This window comes from Actinoplanes sp. NPDC049599, from assembly GCF_044465625.1.
Taxonomy (GTDB): Bacteria; Actinomycetota; Actinomycetes; order Mycobacteriales; family Micromonosporaceae; genus Actinoplanes.
On sequence record NZ_JBITLX010000030.1, the window covers coordinates 65,189 to 85,066 of the forward strand.

Below are 19,878 nucleotides of genomic sequence, written 5' to 3' on the forward strand. Positions count from 1 at the left end.
GATCTCCATGTCCGACAACCTCTGGGCCACGATCGTCGCGGCCAACCTGTGCACCCTCGCCACCATCAGGCGCGACGGCCGCCCCCAACTGTCCGATGTGAACTACACCGCCGCCGAGCAGGCCCGGGTGCTGCGGGTGTCGACCCGCGCGTCGCTGGCCAAGGTGCACAACCTGCGGCGCGACCCGCGCGCCAGCCTGCGGGTGCCGGGCCCGGGCGGCGCCGGCTACGTCGTCGCCGACGTGCGCGCCACGTTCTCCGCGCCGGCCGCGGAGCAGCACGACGCCACGGTCGAGGAGCTCGTCGAGGTCTACCGGCTGATCCGCGGCGAGGACCACCCGGACTGGGACGACTACCGCCGGGCCATGATCGACGAGGGCCGGCTGGTGCTCAGCCTGGAGGTCGAGCGGCTGTACGGCTGGGTGATGTAGCGGTGGCGCGGCTGACGGACATCGTCGTCGACTGCCGCTGAGCGCCCGCGCTGTCCCGGCCCGGCCCAAGCGAATACCGCCGGTTCCTCGCTCGGTCCGGCGTCCCGGGCCGGACCGAGGTCGGAGGCGACCTCACCGTGGCGCCTCGGCCACCAGGGTCGCGGTGGCGGTGTTGTTGGCGGCCGCGGCGTCCTGCCAGTACATGTCGATGCCGCCCGCGGCGTTGACGATCAGGGTGAGGTCGGCCGCCTCGGCGCAGCGGGCGGGCGAGGCGCGGGTGGTGCGTTGGTGCACGTGCAGGACGCGCTCGGTAGGAGCCGGCGCGGTGACGGTCAGCACGCCCTTGCAACGCAGGCTCACCGCCTCGAACTTTCCGGTGTCCGAGCCCGGGGCGAAGGTGATGACGGCCGGCCATGACTTCGCCCTGCTCATCGGCTGGTCGGCGATGCCGACCCAGCGGCCGTGGAACGCGGCCGGCACCCGGGACCGGGGCGCCGGCGGGCTGGTGGAGCGGCGCGGCGCCCGATCGGCCAGGCCGCGCGGGACGGGTGACACCGAGGCGCTTCCTGACGCTGTGGACGCCGCCGCGGTGAGCGCGGCCGGGCCGGCGGCGGGCCGCGTGCCGGGCGCGTCGGGTCGGTTGCGGGCGTAGAGCGTCCCGGCGCCGACGACACCCGCCACGATCGCCACGATCGCGGCGTAGAGCACGAAGTGCCGTCTCGACGCGGCCGGCGCCGCTCCGGAGGTCAGCGGATGAGCGACGGTGGTGGTCGGCTCGGGTGACGCCGTGACAACCTGCTCCGTTGCCGCCTCTCCCGGGATTGATGCTTGCTGATGGGCCGTGGGTGCGGCGATCGTGGGCGCCGGCGCCGCGACCGTTCCCGGCAGACCGTCCACAGTGCGCCTTCGCGGCCCGGGTCGGCCGGGCCGCCAGCGAGGCAGGCGCCGCCCCGTCGTGGGCGTGGCCGATCCGGGCGAGCCTGTCGGATAGGCCACGTTGGCGAGGAGCTTGTGTGCCTGCTCAGCGGTGAGCCGCCGGTCCGGCTCCTTGACGAGCAGGCCCTTGATGACCGGCCAGAGCCGGCCGGCGTGGGCCGGCGGGGTGGGCCGGCTGGTGAGGACGGCGGCGATGGTGGCCTGGGTGTCGTCCCGCTGGAACGGGGAGCTGCCGGTCACCGCGGTGTAGAGGGTGACGCCGAGGGCCCAGAGATCGGCGGCGGGGGCCGCGGGCCGGCCGTTGATCCGTTCCGGTGCCAGGTAGGCCGGGGAGCCGACCATCTGCCCGGTGGCGGTGAGCGCGGTCGCGTCGTCGACGGCGGCGATGCCGAAGTCGGTCAGCACCACCCGGTCCGCGGCGTCGAGCAGGATGTTCGCGGGTTTGACGTCGCGGTGGGCGATGCCCTCGCGATGCGCGGTGCGCAGCGCGTCCAGAACGCGCAGCCCGATCTCCGCCGTCTTCTGCTCGGTCAGCAGCCCGTGCTCCCGGATGGCCTCCGCCAGCGACCGCCCGTTGATCAGTTCCATGACGATCCATGGCCGGCCGTCGTCGGTGACCACGTCGTGCACGGTGACGATGCCGGGATGGTGCAGCCGGGCCGCCGCTTGAGCCTCCCGCAACGCCCGCCGGACGAGCGGATCCGCCGGCGGGACCGGCTCGGTGCCGGCGCCCGGGAACCAGATCTCCTTGATGGCCACGTCCCGGCCCAACAGGGTGTCGTGCGCCTGCCAGACGGCACCCATCCCGCCCCGCCCCAGCAGCCGCACCAACCGATAGCGGCCGACGATCACCCTGGCCCCGCTCCCGGTCACCCCACGAATCTATCGGGATCGGGCAGGCGGCGCGACGGCCCCCGCGTCGACAATGGATCAGGCCAGGGTCACCGCGTAGAGGTGCAGCCGCGGATCGTTCGGCAGGGTGAGCGAGCGGACCTGTATGCCCGCGGCCACCGGCAGGCTCACCGCGAACAGGCTGACCGGCGGGCCGTCCACGCCCTGCCCCGCCTTGATCCGGTGCGGCATCGCCAGCACGGTGGTGCTGCCCGGGGCCGCCGTGCCGCACCAGTCCGCGATCGTCACGGTGGCCGGCGCCGAGGTGCCGTCCGCGTACCCGATCGTCACGGCCGCCGTGACCGGCCCGTTGTGGGTCGTCGCGACCAGCTTGACCGCCGCGTGGTCGCCGACCGGCAGCAGCAGTGACTGGCCGCGGGCCGGGACGAAGTTCTTCGCCGTGCCCGCCGGGTCGGGCGCCTGGTAGGTGACGCCGTCCCAGGTGACCGGGCCCGCCGCGGGCAGCAGGTCCGCGTCGTAGCTCCAGCCGCCGCCGTCGAAGTTGCCCTCCGCCGGCTCTGCCACGGTCGCAGTGCCGTCCAGCGTGCGCTCGGCGCCGAGGTCGATCGGGCACGCCGCGCCGGGCGTGCCGGCGCAGGTGAGCGGCTCCCGCACGGTGATCGACGCGGTGCGCTTGACCGGCGTCGTGCCGGGCGCGCTCACCGTGACCTCTATCGGGTGCGTCCCTACCGGCGTATCGGCCGGCGCCCGCACGGTGACCGTGGCGGTCGTGCCGACCGGGAGACGGCGGGACACCAGGGGTTTCACCCGCGAGACCGTCGCCGACCAGCCCACGGGCACCGACGCGGTGACCTTCGGCGCGATCACCAGAGGCGCCTGGCCGACCACGTCGACCTGGAAGCTCGCCCGCTGCGCGGTGGCCGAGCCCGCGGGCAGCGCCGCGCTCGCGGGGCGCAGGGTCGCGTCGACATGGGTACGGCCGTCAGCCGGCGCCTTGTTCACCGACGGCGGCTGCGCGGCGACCGAGGTGCCCCACGACGACGGGCGGGCGCCCAGCGTGTGGGTGAGCGTGCCGCCGCGGGCTACCGCCGACCAGTCCAGCCAGGTCCTGGCGACCGGCGCGCCGTTGAGCCTGACCCGCTGGATGTAGCGGTTGGCGTCCGAGGCGCCGGGCGCGGTGATGGTCAGCGTCCCGCCCCCGGTCCGGACGGTCGCGGTGGGGAACTGCGGGCTGGACAGCGCCAGGAAGCCGGCGCCGCTCATCGTCGGATAGAGCCCGAGGGAGGAGAAGACGTACCAGGCGCTCATCGTGCCGAGGTCGTCGTTGCCGGTCATGCCGTCGGGCCCGGTGGTGAAGAGCGTCATCGCGGCCCGCACCACGGTGGCGGTCTTCGCCGGGTCGCCCGCCCACAGATACAGGTACGGCGCCAGCAGGTCCGGCTCGTTGTTCGGGTTGTACGTGGCCTTGGCGTAGTAGTCGTACGGCGCGGCGATCCACTCGGTCCGCGCGGTGCCGGCCGGGTCGGTGAGCAGCTTGTCGTAGGCGAAGAAGTCGTCCAGCCGCCGCTCGGTGGCCCGCCGCCCGCCCATCAGCGACACCAGCCCGGCCGGGTCCTGCGGCACCAGCCACTGATACTGGTACGCCCCGCCCTCGTGGAACTGGTGACCGGCCTCCACCGGGTCGTACGGCGTCAGCCAGGTCCCGTCGACCGTGCGCGGCCGGAACTGCTTGATCGAGACGTCCCACAGGTTGCGGTACCACTGCCCGCGCCGGGCGAACAGCGCCGCGTCCGCCTTCTTGCCCAGCCCCGCGGCCATCAGCGCCAGGGCGGCGTCGGCGGCCGCGTACTCCAGGGTCGCCGAGGCCGGGTGGTCGCAGTCGTTGTCGCCGCCCTTGTCGGCGCACTCCTTGCCGCGGCTCAACCCGGACGGGATGTACCCGCGGTCGGCGTAGAAGTCCTGACCCGTCCGCCCGTTGTACGGCGAGTCCGCCGGCGGCTGGGCGGTCGCGTTCGCCCGCAGCAGCGCGTACGCCTCCTGCTCGTGCCCGGCCAGCAGCCCCTTCGACCAGGCCTCGACCAGGAACGGGGTGACCGGGTCACCGGTCATGATGTTGGTCTCGCTCGCCGCCAGCGCCCAGCGCGGCAGCCAGCCGCCGTCGCGCCCGATCGCCAGCACCGACAGCGCCACGTCCCGGGCCACCTCCGGCACCAGCAGCTCCAGCAGCTGGTTCTGCGGCCGGTAGGTGTCCCAGAGCGAGAAGTTCTGGTACGGCGTGTACCCCTCGGCGGTGTGCACCGCGCGGTCGAAGCCGACGTAGCGGTTGTCGACGTCGCCGGCCAGGTTGGGGTGCAGCAGCGAGTGGTAGAGCGCGGTGGTGAAGACCTCACGCCGCTCGGTGCTGCCGCCGCCGACGGTGGCCCGGTCCAGCTCGCCGGCCCAGGTCGCGCGCAGGGCCGCCCGGGTGGCGGCGAAGTCGTACGAGTCGGCGGTCTCGGCGGCCAGGTTACGCCGGGCGCCCTCCACCCCGGTGTACGAGAGCCCGACCTTGACCACCACGTCCCGGTCCTCGGTCGCGTCGAAGGTGACCCAGGCCCCGTTGCCGCCGGGCCCGGCCGCGTCCCGGCCGCCGGGCGAGAGCGCCGAGCCGCGCCAGCTGCCGGTGGCGGCGAACGGCCGGTCGAAGCGGGCGGTGAAGTAGACGGTGTGGTCGTCGCGGCCGGCGCAGAAGTTGCCGGCCCGCACCCGGCCCTCGACGGTGCGGTCGCCGACCACGTGGATCTCGGAGTCGAACACGTTCTGGTTGGCCCGGCCGGTGTTGAACAGCACGTTGGCGGCGCCGGTCGCCGGGAACGTGTACCGCTGCCAGCCGGTGCGCGCGGTGGCGGTCAGCTCGGCGGTGGTCCGGTACTTCGTCAGACCGACCCGGTAGTAGCCCGGCTCGGCCTCCTCGTCGGCGTGCGAGAACGGCGAGCGGTACTGGTTCGGGTCGGCCGTGGTGACCGCGCCGGTGGTGGGCAGCATGGGCAGCTCGCCGGCGACCCCGCAGCCGACGCCGGAGAGGTGGGTCTGGCTGAAGCCGTAGATGCTGGACTGCTGGTAGTCGTAGCCGCCCTGGCCGCCGGTGTCCGGGCTGACCTGGACCATGCCGAACGGGGCGCTCGCGCCGGGGAAGGTGTTGCCGAAGTTCTGCGTGCCGACGAACGGGCGCACCAGGTCGACGGGATCGTCCTGCGCCGCGCGCGCCGCCGCCGGGCTCGCGGTGCCGAGCGGAACGACCAGGAGCAGGGCCGCCAGGAGCCGACGGAACATCGGTAGACCTCCGGTCAACGTCGTGATCAATTCGTGACAACGTTGTCACACGCCAGAGACACGTGTCAATGAACGCGGCCGTCCGGGCACCCGAATTGCACCCGCGGACCGGCCTGCCCGGCGGCGAAACGCCTCAAGTCCGCACCCCTGCCGCCCGATCTCGCTGGTACGACCACCCTGCCCGGGGCGGCCGACGCAGACGGAGATGAGTCGGATGGCAGCCAGCACCGCACAGCCGTCGCCGCACGGCAGCCGCCGCTGGAGGACCCTCTGCCTCGTCGTCACCGCCCTGGTGGTCGCCTTCGGCGCGGTGCTCAGCACCGGCGTCGGCGGGCCGGAGGTCTCGCAGACCATCTCCAACCTCGGGTTGTGCGCCGCCGCGGTCTCCGCGGCGCTGGCCTGCCTGGTCCGGGCGGCGGCCTTCCGCGGCCGGATGCGCACCGGCTGGGCGCTACTCGGCCTCGGCGTGCTCTCCTGGGGTGTCGGCCAGGCGGGCGCCGTCTGGCTGGAGACCTTCACCGGCTCGGTGCCGCTGCCGTCCCAGGCCGACCTCGGCTACCTGGGCATGATCCTGCTGAGCTCGGCCGGCCTGCTGGTGCTGCCGGTCGCCGCGCAGACCCTGGCCAACCGGGCCCGCAGCGTGCTGGACGGGCTGATGGTCGCGGTCTCGCTGATGCTGATCGCCTGGTTCCTGATCATCGAACCGCTGCTCGATGCGGGCGGGGACAGCACCGTCGCGCTCTACCTCAGCCTCGCGTACCCGCTCGGTGACATCGTCATGGTGACGATCGTGATCTACATGCTGGCGCTGCAACGCCGGCGTGGCCACACCTTCGCCCACCTCGCCCTGGTCGGCGCCGGCATCGTCGCCTTCGCGGTCTCCGACATCGGGTACGCGTACCTGAACCTGACCGGGGCCTACGCCTCGGGCAGCGTCACCGACATCGGCTGGTTCGCGGGCTTCTCGCTGATCCTGCTGGCCGCCGGCAAGCCGATCGTGGCGCCCGCCGCGGACGAGCAGCCGGCCCTGCCGCTGGACGGCGAGGGCGGCCAGCCGTTCGGGGTGCTGCTGCCGTACGTGGCCGTGCTGGCCTCGCTGGTCACCAGCGTCATCTTCTTCTCCCGCACCGGGCAGAACACCGCGTTCGTGGCCTACACCCGGTCCGTGCTGATCCTGCTGATGGTCGGCCGCCAGCTGCTGACCCTGCTGGAGAACCGCAACCTCACCCGCAACCTGGAGACCCGGGTCGCCGACCGCACCGCCGAGCTGTACGCCAGCGAGCAGCGCTTCCACGCGCTCGTGCAGCACAGCTCCGACGTCGTCACCGTGGTGGGCACCGACGGCGTGGTGCTGTACCAGAGCGAGTCCGTGCAGCGGATCTTCGGCTATCGGCCGCGGATGCTCACCGGGCGCGCGCTGACCGGCGTGCTGGACGCCGAGTCCGCCAGCCGCCTCGCCGACGCGCTGCGCTCGGTCAGCGGCCGCCCGTACGCGACCACGGTGCTGGAGCTGACCGTGCCGCACCGCCGGCTGGGCCTGCGCCAGGCCGAGATCACCATCACCAACCTGCTCGGCGACCCGAACGTCGGCGGCCTGGTGCTCAACACCCGCGACATCAGCGAGCGCAAGGAGCTCCAGGAGCAGCTGGTGCACGAGGCGTACCACGACGCGCTGACCCAGCTCGCCAACCGGGCGCTGTTCCGCGAGAGGGTGGCCGAGGCGCTGGAGACCCGCGGCGCGGCCGACGACGTGACGGTGCTCTTCCTCGACCTGGACGGCTTCAAGGAGGTCAACGACAGCCTCGGCCATCTGGCCGGCGACCAGCTGCTGGTGCGGGTCGCCGACCGGCTCACCGCCTCGGTGCGCGAGGGCGACATGGTGGCGCGCTTCGGCGGCGACGAGTTCGCCGTGCTGATCCGCTCGGCGCTCGGCGCGGGCGAGGCCGAGCTGGTCGCCCAGCGCATCGTCGACGAGCTGCACGAGCCGTTCCGGATCGACACCCGGGACCTGCACGTGCGGGGCAGCATCGGGCTGGCCGCGTACGCGGTGCTCGCCGAGGGCGAGGCCACCGACACCCACGCCGACGACGCCGAGCAGCTCATGCGCAACGCAGACCTGGCCATGTACAAGGCCAAGGGCGCCGGCGGCAGCAGCTTCGCCAGCTACGACCCGCAGATGCTGGCCGGCCTGGTCGAGCGTCTGGAGCTGGAGGCCGACCTGCGCCTGGCGCTGGACCGCGGCGAGCTCCGGCTGCACTACCAGCCGACCATCGACATGGCCGACAACCGGGTCATCGGCTTCGAGGCGCTGGTGCGCTGGCAGCACCCGGTCCGCGGCCTGATCAACCCGCTCGACTTCATCCCGATCGCCGAGGCCACCGGGCTCATCGTGCCGCTGGGCCGCTGGGTGCTGGAGGAGGCGTGCCGCCAGGCGATGGAGTGGGCGGCGCGGGACGGCCGGCGCCCGGTCAAGATGGCGGTCAACGTCTCGGTCCGCCAGTTCGACCGCAGCGACCTGCCGACCGTGGTCCGCGAGGTGCTGACCGCGACCGGCATGCCGGCCGACCAGCTCTGCCTGGAGATGACCGAGAGCGTGCTGATGACCGACACCGAGGAGAACCTGGCCCAGCTGGTCCGGCTCAAGGCCCTCGGCGTGACGCTGGCGATCGACGACTTCGGCACCGGCTACTCGTCGCTGGCCTACCTGCGCCGGTTCCCGGTGGACACGCTCAAGATCGACCGCTCGTTCGTGGAGCGGCTGGGCGAGCAGGCCGACAACACCGCGCTGGCCAACACCATCGTCCAGCTCGGCCAGAGCCTCGGCATGTCGACCGTGGCCGAGGGCATCGAGGAGTACGGCCAGCTGGCCGCGCTCCGCGACATGGGCTGCACGTTCGCCCAGGGCTTCTACTTCTCCCGCCCGGTGCCCGCCGCCGAGGCCGGGCGCCTGCTGCGCGAGGGCGCCGGCGCGCAGTCCTCCGCCGCCTGATCCCCCGTACTTCCCACCGCTCAGGAGCTCGCATGACCGCCGCCCGCATCGGCACCCGCGCACCGCTGCCGGCCGCGTGGCCCGCCGCGCTGTCCCCGGACTGCCTGGCGGTCATCACCATGCCCACCCCGTACCTGGTCACCGACCTGGACACGGTCGTGCGGCGGCTGCGGGCGTTCACCGCCGCGCTGCCCGGCGTGCAGCCGTTCTACGCCATGAAGTGCAACCCGTCGCCGGAGATCCTGGCGACGCTGCGCGACCACGGCGCGAGCTTCGAGATCGCCTCGCTGGGTGAGCTGCGGATGCTCCAGCGCCTCGGCGTCGACCCGGCCGGCGTGCTCTACAGCAACCCGGTGAAGCCGCCGGCGCACCTCGCCGCCGCGCACGCCGCCGGGCTGTGGCGCTTCAGCTTCGACTCCGCCAACGAGCTTCGCAAGATCGCCGAGTACGCCCCGGGCAGCGCGGTCTACCTGCGGCTGCTGGTCGACGACACCGCCAGCTCCTTCCCGCTGTCCCGCAAGTTCGGCGCCGAGGCACACGCGGCACACGACCTGCTGGTGCTGGCCCGGCGGCTGGGGCTGCGGCCGTACGGGATCACCTTCCACGTGGGCTCGCAGTGCGGGAACGCGGCCGCCTGGCGCCACGCCCTCGGCACGGTCGGCGCGATCATGGCGAGCCTGCGCGCGGTGGGCATCCGGCTGGAGATGATCGACCTGGGCGGCGGCTTCCCGGCCCGGTACCTGGCGGACGTGCCGTCGCTCGGCGAGATCGGCGCGACGGTGCTGGACGCGCTGGCGGAGCTGCTGCCGTACCGTCCGGCCCTGCTCGCCGCCGAGCCGGGCCGGCACCTGGTCGCCGAGGCCGCGGTCATGGCCGTCGGGGTGATCGGCCGGGAGCTCCGGGGCGGCGAGCACTGGCTCTTCGTCGACGTCGGCGCCTACAACGGCATGATGGAGACCGTCCAGGTGCCGACCGGCTGGGACTACCCGATGTGGTCGTCCGTGCCCGGCCACGGCGAGGTCGCCACGCTGCCGTTCACCGTCACCGGACCCAGCTGCGACAGCTCCGACACGATGTTCTACGGCGTCGCGCTGCCCGCCGACATCGACGTCGGTGACATCGTCTACATCGGCTCGGCGGGCGCGTACACGCTCAGCTACGCCTCGGCGTTCAACGGTTTCGCGCCGCCCACCCCGCTGTTCGTCGGCGGCACCGGGCCGGAGCGCCGGGAGCTGACGGACGAGCTGGTCCGGGCCGGAACCTCCGGTGGACACTGACCGGACGCGGCGTGAGCCGACGGGCGGCGGGCACCGCCGGATCGGGCCGGTCGGCCTGCGCCGCGCCGGCCGGCTGCGCGAGCTGGTGGTGGCGGGCGTCGTCGACTCGTTCGGCATGGCGCTGGGCTGGACCATCCTCATCCTGCTGGCCGTCTCCCGGGGTGGCCTCGCCGAGGCCGCCCTCTACAACGCCGCGATGCTCATCGGCGTGGTGCTGTCCGCGCCGGTCACCGGCTGGCTGGCCCGCCGCTGGTCCGGCCGCACCCTGCTGCGCGGCGCCGCCGGCACCGAGATCCTGCTGCGCGTCGGCGCGCTCGCCGGGCTCATCGCCGGCCTGCCGTCCTGGCTGATCGCCCTCGCCGTCACCGCCATGCACGTGGCGGCCTGGGTCGGCTTCGCCGCGATGCGCGCCGAGGTGGCGGCCGTCGACGCCCGGCCCCGGTCGATGACCCGGTACGCGCTGGCCATCGCGGCGGTGGAGGCCGCGGGCACGGGGCTGGGCGCGCTGCTGCCGGTGGGCGCGGGCGGCTACCCGACCGGCGCGCCGCTCATCATGATCTTCATCGGGTACGCGGGCTCGCTGCTCCCCACGATCATCAGCGCGGGCCGGGCGCGGATGACCCCGGACGGCGTGGCCCGCCGGATCATGCCCGCCCGCATCCTGGGGTACGCGGCCGGCGCCCCGGCCGTCAGCGCCCCGGCCGCCGCGAGCCCCGCGGGCGAGGGTGTCACCGGGCACCGGCGCCGCTCGTCCCGGCGGGCCGCGGTCTCGCCCCGGCTGCTCGTCGCGGGCGGCGGCATCATGCTGCTCGCCTCGGGCCCGACCCTGCTCGCGGTGCCGCTCACCACCGAGCTGCACGGCCGGCACTGGGTCGCCGGCGCCGCCATCGCCTTCAGCATCGGCTGCCTGCTGGCGACGCTGGCGGTCGAGACGATCGGCTCGATGCGGCTGCCGGCCGTGCTGCGCTGGACGCTCTGGGGCCTGGCCATGCTGATCGGCTGGCTCGGCGCCCCGCTGCACGTGGTGAGCGTGCTGATCGCCCAGTTCCTGGCCGGGGTGAGCCAGACGGCGTTCGAGGGCGACATGGACGCCCTGGTCGCGGACGAGGCCCCGGCCGACGGCATCACGACCGCGCTGGCCTACAGCGCGTCGGTGCGGGCGCTGGGCGGCTCGGTGGCGGTCAAGATGCTGCCGGTGCTGGTCACCGCGCAGTCGATCGACCGGGCGGTCAGCGCCGCGGTGCTGGTGCTCGGCCTCGCCGCGCTGGTGCTCTGGACGCTGACCTCGGTGCCCCGGCCGGCCGTGGCCCGGCGCCGGGCCACGGCCCGCCGAATCGCGGCATAAGCCCCGATCCGGGCGTGGCCCCGCCGACCGCGCCCGGGCCGTCCAGTTCCGGAACCGGGGACTTCGCGGCCCGCCGAGATCCGTCGGCGGGCCGCTCACCTGCGTCGATCCGGCCGAGGCCCCGGGAACGCCCGCGAGAAAGCGCTTCCCGAGCCGCTAGCAGGCATTGACACCTGTGAACCGCCAGTTCAGAGTGACGTACCAAAGAGCGCTTTCTCATCCCCGAAGCAGCACCGAAACCGCTCTGACACATCCCCTCTTGATTCCCCGCAAGGAGGACCGTCCATGAGTCCTGACGTTTTCCGAGGTGACGGGCGCCGGTTCCGGCCCGCCCGGGCCGCCGCCCTCAGCCTCGCCCTGCTCGGCCTGCTCGCCGCGTACCTGGTGGCCACGGTCCGGGGCGCCGACGCGGCCGAGGTCGTGATCTCCCAGGGCATGCCGACCACCGCCTCGTCCGTCGAATGGGCGGGCACCCCCGCGTCCGCCGCCACCGACGGCAACACCGGCACCCGCTGGTCCAGCGCCTTCGCGCCGGCCCAGTGGCTGCAGGTCGACCTCGGCGCCGCGACCGCGGTCAGCAGCGTCAAGCTGAACTGGGAGGCCGCGTACGCGACAGCCTTCACGGTCCAGTTCTCCACCAACGGCACGACCTTCACCAACGCCACCGGCACGCTGCGCGGCAACGTCGGCGAGCAGACCGTCGCGGTGGCCGGCACCGCCCGGTACGTCCGGCTCAACCTGACCGAGCGGGCGCTGGCGATCTACGGCTACTCGCTCTGGGAGTTCCAGGTGCTCGGCGGCGGCGGCACGCCGCCCACCACGCCACCGACCACACCGCCCACCGGCGGCACGACGTTGCTGTCGTACAACAAGCCGGGCGCGGCTTCCAGCGAGCAGAACGACGTCAACTGCAACCCGTGCACCGTCGGAAAGGCGTTCGACCTGGACCCGGCCACCCGCTGGGCGACCAGCTCGACCACCGGCTGGGTCGACCCCGGCTGGATCTACGTGGACCTCGGCGCCACGGCCCAGATCAGCCGGGTCGAGCTGCAGTGGGACCCGGCGTTCGCGACCTCGTACAAGATCCAGGTGTCGCCGAACGCGAGCAGCTGGACCGACATCTACTCCACCACCACGGGCAAGGGCTTCAAGGAGGTCCTGAACGTCTCCGGCAGCGGCCGTTACGTCCGCATGTACGGCACCGCCCGGGCCACCCCGTACGGCTACTCGCTCTACGACTTCAATGTCTACGGCACCGGCGGCGCACCGACCACCCCGCCGGCCCCGCCCGCCGACCCGGTCTTCCCGGCCACCCGGCTGGTCTTCAACGACGAGTTCAACGACGCGGCGGGCACCAAGCCCAGCACCGCCAAGTGGACCTACGACCCGGGCGTGCCGCAGAACGGCGAGATCCAGTACTACACCGAGAACAGCAACAACGCGAAGACCGACGGCGCCGGCAACCTGGTCATCGAGGCCCGCAAGGAAGCCGTCAACGGCCGCGAGTACACCTCGGCCCGGATGAACACCGGCGGCAAGTTCACCACCCAGTACGGCCGCGTCGAGGCCCGGATCAAGGTGCCGAAGGGCAACGGGCTCTGGCCGGCGTTCTGGATGATGGGCGCGGACTTCCTCACCGGGCGCCCGTGGCCGTACAACGGCGAGATCGACATCATGGAGGTGCTCGGCCGCAACACCGGCGAGGCCTACTCCACGCTGCACGCCCCGCAGTACAACGGCGCCGGCGGCTACGGCCAGAAGTACGCCACCGTGGACCTGTCGCAGGACTTCCACGTCTGGGCCGCGGAGTGGGACAGCAAGGGCATCAAGTTCCTGCTCGACGGCAACCAGGTCTTCTACGCCAGCAAGGCCACCGTCGAGGCGACCCGCGGGCCGTGGATCTTCGACCACCCCTTCTACATCATCCTCAACCTGGCCGTCGGCGGCGACTTCCCCGGTCCCATCGACGCCTCCACGCCGTTCCCGGCGCGGATGCTCGTGGACTACGTCCGCGTCTACAAGTGAGCTGACCGCACGCTTTTCCCCCGCGCCGGGGGCGGGCCCCCATCCCGCCCCCGGCACCAGGAAGGACCCCCATGCGCAAACGACCTCTGCTCCTCGCGGCCGCGGTCGCGGTCGCCCTGACCGCCTCCTTCGCCATCACCCAGGGCTCCGCCAGCGCCGCCGACGGGCTGCTCTCGGCGAACCGGCCGGCCACCGCCTCGTCGACGGAGTCCGCGGCCTTCCCCGCCTCGAACGCCGTCGACGGCAACCCCGGCACCCGCTGGTCCAGCGCGTTCAGCGACCCGCAGTGGCTGCAGGTCGACCTCGGCGGCACCGCCACCCTCTCCTCGGTGGTGCTGGACTGGGAGACCGCGTACTCCCGGACGTTCAACCTGCAGGTCTCCGCCACCGGCAGCTCGTGGACCACGATCAAGGCCAACGTCGCCGGCACCGGCGGGCGGCAGAGCGTCGCGGTCACCGGCTCCGGCCGGTACGTGCGCCTGCAGTCCACCGCCCGCGCCACCCAGTGGGGCGTCTCGCTGGCCGAGTTCGAGGTGTACGGCAGCGGCGGCGGCACCGCTCCCCCGCCGACCATCCCGCCCGGCGCCGTACGGGTGTCGGAGTTCCTCGCCGACTGCCCGTTCAGCCACCGGCTGCCCGACGACCCGATCGTGTTCCCCAACATGCCGGGCGCCTCGCACATGCACAGCTTCTTCGGCAGCACGGTGACGAACGCCAACTCGACGGTCGACGACCTGTTCAACGCGAACAGCAACTGCAACCCGTCGATCGACAAGTCGTCGTACTGGATCCCGACGTTCTACAACGGCAACACCCCGGTCGAGCCGACCACCGGCATCTTCTACTACCTGGGTGAGGGCGTCCGGGACGATCTGATCGCCCAGGCACAGCCGCTGCCGTTCGGGCTGCGGATCGTGGCCGGCAACGCCAAGGCGACCGGCCCGGCCGACGCGTCGAACTCGCGCTGGTCGTGTCTGCACGCCGGGCACGTGGGCTCGTCGCAGAACTTCGTGGAGTGCCCGGCCGGCACGATGCTGGAGTCGTACCTCGACTTCCCGCAGTGCTGGAACGGCCGCGATCTGGACTCGCCCGACCACAAGAGCCACATGGCGTACCCGGTCAACGCGGCCTGCCCGGCGACCCACCCGGTCGTCGTGCCGAAGCTGCGCCAGGTCATGCGTTACCCGGTCAGCGGCAGTCCGGCGAACTTCCGGCTGGCGTCCGGCAACGGGTACAGCATGCACGGCGACTTCTTCAACGCCTGGCCGGTGGAGGAGATGGCCCGCCGGGTCAACGACTGCATCAGGCCGATCATCAAGTGCGGCACGAACGGGCGGCCCTGAGATGGGGCCCGCAGCCGCCGGGGCTCGTCGCGGCCCCGGCGGCGCGGGCCGTGAAAGCGCTCTCAGGCAGAAATCGCCTGGTGCTATAACAGACGCCATGACTACCCGGCCCGCCCGCGGAGGGCAGCACCCGACGATGGACCAGGTCGCCGAGGCGGCCGGGGTCTCGCGGGCCACCGTGTCCCGGGTGATCAACGGTGCGCCCAGCGTCGACGCGAAGATCCGCGAGATCGTCCAGCGCGCCATCGCCGACACCGGCTACGTGCCGAACGTGGCGGCCCGCTCGCTGGTCACCCGCAAGTCGAACTCGGTGGCCCTGGTGATCTCCGAACCGGACCGGCCGCACGACTCCTCGTTCCTCAACCGGGTCTTCACCGACCCGTACTTCGGCCGGATCACCGCCGGGGCCACCGGCGCACTGCGCCCGCACGACATCCACCTGGTGATCATCCCGACCGACTCGACGGACCATCACCACGTCATCCGCTACCTGCGCCAGGGCCACGTCGACGGGGTGCTGCTGATCAGCAGCCACGAGCAGGACCCGCTGCCCCGCCAGGTGCACGAGCTCGGCATCCCGGCGGTGGTCTCGGCCCGGCCCGCGTCGCCGCTGCCGGCCAGCTTCGTCGACGTCGACCAGCGGCTCGGCGCCCGGCTGGCGGCCGAGCACCTGCTCAGCCGCGGCTGCCGGCGGCTGGCCACCATCAGCGGGCCGCTGGACATCCCGGCCGGCTCGGACCGGCTCGACGGCTTCCGGTCGTACCTGGCCAACCGCGGCATGGCCGACGTGCCGTCGATCGAGGGCGACTTCACCCGGCACGGCGGCGAGGAGTGCGCGCGCCGGCTGCTGGCCGACCATCCCGACATCGACGGGCTCTTCGTGGCCAGCGACCTGATGGCCGAGGGCGCGCTGCGCGCGGTGCAGGACCTCGGCCGCCGGGTGCCCGACGACCTCGCCGTGGTCGGCTTCGACGACAGCAGCGCCGCGCTGGACTGCCGGCCGCTGCTGACCACGATCCGCCAGCCGGTCGAGGAGATGGCCGCGGAGATGGCCGAGGTGCTGATGGCCCACATCGCCGCGCCGGGCCGGCTGCCGCGCTCGGTCACCTTCCAGCCCACCCTCGTGATCCGCGAGTCGGCGTGAGCGACCTGCTGATCAATCTGCTGGCCAGCGTCATCGCCGGTACGGCCGTCTGGCTGGCGGGCTTCCTGCTGCGCCGCCGCCGGCTCTCCCGGGAGCGGGCCTTCTTCGGGCTCACCGAGGGGGCGAGCTGCCTGCTGGTGGTGTCCCGGCACGCGTCGTCGCCGCGCGAGTTCAGCGTGCACCGCCGTGACGTGGCGGCGCTGGTGGAGCTGGCGACGATCGCGCGGGAGTGCGGCGCGCACGCCGACCGGGTCGGCGAGAACCAGCCGGCCGGCGAGATCGGCCGGCTCACCGAGTTCTGCGTGGGCGGCCCCGGCGGCGCCAGCCCGCGCAGCGCGGCGCACGTCCGCACCATCCTGCGCGGGGTGACCTACACGGTCGACGACGGCAACTCGCCCCGGCTGGCATTCACCGTCGGCGGCGCCGAGTACGTGCTGACCCCCGAGGTCAGCTACGTGCTGGTCGCGCGGTTCTGGGGACCGGCCGGCGGGCACCCGGTGTTCCTGATCGGCGGCCTGAGCGCGGGCAGCAACCTGGCCGGGGCCCGCTACCTCGCGTCCCGGCACACCGACCTGTCCCGTCGCTACGGCGGTGACCGGCCGTTCGCGCTGGTGCTGCGGATCGTCGAGCCGGCGGCCTACGGCACCGACTTCACCGAACTGGTTGCGGACGTCTCGGACGTCGCGTTCCAGCCCGCGGCGGCGCAGCCCGCCCTCCCCGCCGCGCCGGCCCCGATCCCCGCCCGAACCGGCGACAGCCGGACGGCGACCACCCGGCCCGAGGCGGAGTAGAACTGAGGTATGGACATCCTCGTCGCCGGCGGCCACGGCAAGATCGCGCTGCGCCTGCTCGGCCTGCTCGCCGCCCAGGGCCACACCGCCCGGGGCCTCATCCGCTCCCCCGCGCAGGCGGACGATCTCCGGGCGGTCGGTGCGATCCCGGTGCTCGGTGACCTGGAGAACGACGAGACCCTGGACGCGTACGTGAAGGGCGCGGACGCGGTGGTGTTCGCGGCCGGGGCCGGGCCGGGCAGCGGGGACGCGCGCAAGCGGACGGTCGACCTGGGCGGCGCGGTCAAGCTCGCCGACGCGGCCCGCAACACCGGGGTACGCCGCTACGTCATGATCTCCTCGATCGGTGCGGACCGGCCGGACGCCGCGGCCGGGTCCATGGGCCCGTACCTGCACGCCAAGGCCGAGGCGGACGACTATGTGCGGGCCAGCGGCCTGGACTACACGATCGTCCGGCCGGGTTCGCTCACCGACGACCCCGGCACCGGCCGGGTGCGGATCTCGGTCGAGCTGGGCAGCCGCGGCCCGGTGCCGCGCGACGACGTGGCGGCGGTGCTGTTCGCCGTGCTCACCACCCGCGCGGCGATCGACGCGACGTTCGAGCTGTTCACCGGCGACACCCCGATCGCCGAGGCGCTCGCCGCCGTCTGACCCGGCGCGGCCGGTCAGGTCGTCAGCAGGCGCTGGCGTTCCTGCTGAAGGACGTGCCAGCGGCCGCGGGTCGCCTCGGTGCGTTGGGCGACGTCCTGGCGTACCCCGGCGACCAGCTGGGCCGACGCGTCCACGGCGCGGATCGCCTGGGTGAGCTGGTCCCGGATGATCATGTTCGAGAAGAAGACCTGCGAGAAGCCGGTCGCGGGCGCGATCGCCCGCGGGAGCGTGCCCAGCGGCCGGGCCAGGCCGACGTCGGTGAGCTCGGTGTGCAGCACCGCGAGGCAGCGGTCGGCGTGCGCCGCCGCCCAGGCCACCCCGTCGAGCCAGTTCGGCTGCCCCACCGACAGCGCGCCGCCGAGCAGGTTGTCGGCCGTCTGGCGACCCGACGCCAGGTCGAGCTGGCGGCGCACCTCGCCCAGCGCCCGCAGCGCGACCTCCGCGGCCCCGGCCGCCTCGTGCAGCTCACGCAGCTCCGCCTCGACCCGGCCGCGCTCCTCGGCCAGCGTCAGCAGGCGGGCGAGCTGGGGGCCGCCCTGCTCACGCAGGTGGCGTTCCTTGTCGTCGACCGCCGCGGCGAACCGGGCCGGCAGGTCGGCCAGTTCGGTCAGCCGCGCCTCGACCGTCTGGCGTTCCGCCTGGATCGCGGCCAGCCGGCTCTCCCCCTCGGCCAGCCGGTAGCGGGCCAGGTCGGCCTCCGCGCGTTCCCGGGACAGCTCCTCGGCCTGCGCGCCGCGCAGCGCCGCCAGCACCCGGGACAGCGACAGGCTCTCCAGCCGCTCGACGTCACGGACCTCACCGGCCCAGCGTTCCCGCAGCTCGCCCAGGGCTTCCTCCTGGTGCGCGAGCCGGCCACCCAGCTCGGCGCGGCGGGCCCGGAGCAGTTCCGCCTCCCGGATGAGTCCGGCCAGGGCCGCGAGACGCGTTTCGATGTCGTGGTTCACGCCCTTGATTCGAGCAGGTCCGGGCAAGCAAACGGGCAGGGGGGACCCTTTTGCCCCCGGATCGGCAGTAGCCTGCGAAGAATGGGGACAATGGGGGACACACTGGCGGCGGGCAACGAGGCGATGATCGAGGCCGCCTTCCGGACCGGCGAGTACGACGCGGCCGAGCGCACCTTCCAGGAGCTGCTCACCCGGGCCCGGGCCGACGGCGACCGGGCGCTGGAGGCGGCCGTGCTGGACCGGCAGGCCATGCTCATGCACTTCCGGGCGCTCGACGACGACCCCGCCAAGGCCGACAGCGAGGGCGAGGAAGCGCTGTTCCAGCAGGCCCTGGAGATCCGCCGCGGGCTGGCCGACCCGGCCGGCACCGCCGAGTCGCTGTTCGGCCTCGGCCTGGTCCACCAGGTGCTGCGCCAGGACTGGGAAACCGCGATGCACTACTACTGGGAGGCGCTGGAGCTGGCCGACCGGTACGGCGACCTGCTGCTGCGCTCCGAGGTGCACCGCCACGTCGGCTTCTACTACGCGATGTCCGACCTGCAGTCCGACAAGGCCCTGGAGCACCTGCGCATCTCCCACGAGCTGCGCGCCGAGCTGGGCGACCCACGCTGGATCCCCGGCGGCACCATCGCGCTGGGCATCGCCGAGCTGGCCGACGGGCTGCGCGAGCAGGGCCTGGCCCACGTCCGGCAGGCCGTCGCGCAGGCCCACGAGGCCGGCCTCAGCGCCGAACGGATCGCCTGGATGGAGCAGTTCCTCGCCAAGGCGGAGGCCGGCCAGACCCGGCCCTGACCGGTCAGCCGGCCGGCAGCTGCCTGGCCATCTGCTGGGCCAGCAGCTGGTAGCCCAGCCGCTGGTAGAGCCGGCGCGCGCCGACGTTCGAGCCGTGCACGTTCAGGCCGATGCCGGGCACGTCCCGGCGGGCCAGCTCGGCCTCGATCGCCGCGATGGCCGCGCTGCCGTGCCCGCGGCCGCGGTGCGGCTCGTCGATCTCGATGTTGTGCAGCCAGCCCAGGTGCGGCCGCGGCGACTCCGGCAGGCCGGCCCAGACCCACCCCACCGGTACGCCCCGGGCCAGCACCGTGCGCAGGATCATGCCCTCGGTGCGCGCACCGTGCGGGAGCAGCTCGGACAGCTTGCGGGCCGCCCGGGCCTCCGCCTCGCCGTGCCACAGCCCCTGCTCGTCGACGAGGTCCTGGGCGTAGTCGGCGAACAGCGCCTCGATCCGGCTCTCGTAGTCGGCCATCGGCACCAGCTCGATGCCGTCCGGCGCGGTGACCTCGGTGAGCGACCGGCCGTACTGCTGCGCGGTCACCTCGAAGCCGAGCCGCTGGTAGAGCCGCAGGGCCGGGCCGTTGTCACCGAACACGTTCAGGCCCAGCCGGGCCACGCCCAGCCCGGCCAGCTCCGCCTCGGCGGCGGTGATGATCGCGCCGGCGTACCCCCGGGACCGGAACTCCGGGTCGACCTCGATGTCGTTGATCCAGGCCGCCTCCGGCACGCTCGTGCCGGGCAGCGACACCCAGATCCAGCCGACCTCCGCGCCGCCCACCAACGCCTTGCGCAGCAGGTGGCCCCGGGTAGCCGGGCCCCGCGGCAGCCGCTCGGCCACGTCCAGCTCGGCCGCGGCGCGCGCCTGCGCCGCGGGCAATCGGCGGGAGTTCTCGATCGCCCGGGCGTAGCTCGCGATCAGCGGCCCCCGGCGGCGCGCGAAGTCCGCCGGGCCCATCTGCACCAGCGACAGCGGCATGCGGTAGACCTCCTCGCAGGTGTGACATATTCGATCGGTGCCACCGATCACCATGCTTATCAGTCGAACCGAGACGTTCGGTCTCAGCA

The 19,878-nt window shown here is 73.4% G+C and carries 14 protein-coding genes; 10 read left to right on the forward strand and 4 right to left on the reverse strand.

The genetic code is table 11. The features are described 5' to 3' along the window. Nucleotides 1-7 precede the first annotated feature (7 nt). Nucleotides 8-430: a PPOX class F420-dependent oxidoreductase gene (locus ACIBQZ_RS35790; RefSeq protein WP_396093296.1), complete on the forward strand. Its 423-nt coding sequence runs from the start codon at nt 8-10 to the stop codon at nt 428-430. Nucleotides 431-562: 132 nt separating this feature from the next. Here the strand turns inward: ACIBQZ_RS35790 and ACIBQZ_RS35795 are convergent, their stop codons facing one another. Continuing rightward, complete coding sequence (locus ACIBQZ_RS35795; protein WP_396093297.1) at nt 563-2,239, reverse strand: serine/threonine-protein kinase; 1,677 nt, start codon at nt 2,237-2,239, stop codon at nt 563-565. A gap of 57 nt (nt 2,240-2,296) precedes the next feature. Then, complete coding sequence (locus tag ACIBQZ_RS35800; protein WP_396093298.1) at nt 2,297-5,530, reverse strand: GH92 family glycosyl hydrolase; 3,234 nt, start codon at nt 5,528-5,530, stop codon at nt 2,297-2,299. A gap of 214 nt (nt 5,531-5,744) precedes the next feature. On the opposite strand from ACIBQZ_RS35800, the gene ACIBQZ_RS35805 reads away from it, so the two are divergent. The 8 genes from ACIBQZ_RS35805 (at nt 5,745) to ACIBQZ_RS35840 (ending at nt 17,095) form a co-directional block, all read left to right on the forward strand. Beyond that, nucleotides 5,745-8,519: a putative bifunctional diguanylate cyclase/phosphodiesterase gene (locus ACIBQZ_RS35805; protein ID WP_396093299.1), complete on the forward strand. Its 2,775-nt coding sequence runs from the start codon at nt 5,745-5,747 to the stop codon at nt 8,517-8,519. 32 nt (nt 8,520-8,551) lie between these two features. After that, complete coding sequence (locus ACIBQZ_RS35810; protein WP_396093300.1) at nt 8,552-9,796, forward strand: type III PLP-dependent enzyme; 1,245 nt, start codon at nt 8,552-8,554, stop codon at nt 9,794-9,796. Beyond that, nucleotides 9,786-11,141, forward strand: coding sequence for a hypothetical protein (locus tag ACIBQZ_RS35815; RefSeq protein ID WP_396093301.1), 1,356 nt, complete (start codon nt 9,786-9,788; stop codon nt 11,139-11,141). Before ACIBQZ_RS35810 ends, ACIBQZ_RS35815 begins: the two co-directional genes overlap by 11 nt. 285 nt (nt 11,142-11,426) lie before the next feature. Continuing rightward, the gene (locus ACIBQZ_RS35820) at nt 11,427-13,166 is read left to right on the forward strand and encodes a discoidin domain-containing protein (protein WP_396093302.1); all 1,740 of its coding nucleotides are present in this window, start codon (nt 11,427-11,429) and stop codon (nt 13,164-13,166) included. 71 nt (nt 13,167-13,237) lie between these two features. Beyond that, entirely contained in the window at nt 13,238-14,509 is a 1,272-nt protein-coding gene (locus ACIBQZ_RS35825; RefSeq protein WP_396093303.1) for a DUF1996 domain-containing protein, read from the forward strand. A 97-nt stretch (nt 14,510-14,606) separates the two neighbouring features. Continuing rightward, nucleotides 14,607-15,653, forward strand: coding sequence for a LacI family DNA-binding transcriptional regulator (locus ACIBQZ_RS35830; protein ID WP_396093305.1), 1,047 nt, complete (start codon nt 14,607-14,609; stop codon nt 15,651-15,653). Further along, nucleotides 15,650-16,444, forward strand: coding sequence for a hypothetical protein (locus tag ACIBQZ_RS35835; RefSeq protein WP_396093306.1), 795 nt, complete (start codon nt 15,650-15,652; stop codon nt 16,442-16,444). The genes ACIBQZ_RS35830 and ACIBQZ_RS35835 overlap by 4 nt, the downstream gene beginning before the upstream one ends. A 9-nt stretch (nt 16,445-16,453) precedes the next feature. Then, nucleotides 16,454-17,095: an SDR family oxidoreductase gene (locus ACIBQZ_RS35840; protein WP_396093307.1), complete on the forward strand. Its 642-nt coding sequence runs from the start codon at nt 16,454-16,456 to the stop codon at nt 17,093-17,095. Between the two features lie 14 nt (nt 17,096-17,109). On the opposite strand, the gene ACIBQZ_RS35845 is transcribed toward ACIBQZ_RS35840, so the two are convergent. Beyond that, nucleotides 17,110-18,039 carry a hypothetical protein gene (locus ACIBQZ_RS35845; protein ID WP_396093309.1) on the reverse strand — a complete coding sequence of 310 codons (930 nt, stop codon included), beginning with the start codon at nt 18,037-18,039 and terminating at the stop codon, nt 17,110-17,112. A gap of 90 nt (nt 18,040-18,129) precedes the next feature. Here ACIBQZ_RS35845 and ACIBQZ_RS35850 point away from each other — a divergent pair, with 90 nt between their 5' ends. After that, nucleotides 18,130-18,831 (forward strand): tetratricopeptide repeat protein, encoded by a 702-nt coding sequence (locus tag ACIBQZ_RS35850; RefSeq protein ID WP_396093310.1) that lies wholly within the window; start codon nt 18,130-18,132, stop codon nt 18,829-18,831. A gap of 4 nt (nt 18,832-18,835) precedes the next feature. Here the strand turns inward: ACIBQZ_RS35850 and ACIBQZ_RS35855 are convergent, their stop codons facing one another. Continuing rightward, the gene (locus tag ACIBQZ_RS35855; RefSeq protein ID WP_396093311.1) at nt 18,836-19,843 is read right to left on the reverse strand and encodes a GNAT family N-acetyltransferase; all 1,008 of its coding nucleotides are present in this window, start codon (nt 19,841-19,843) and stop codon (nt 18,836-18,838) included. Nucleotides 19,844-19,878: the final 35 nt, after the last annotated feature.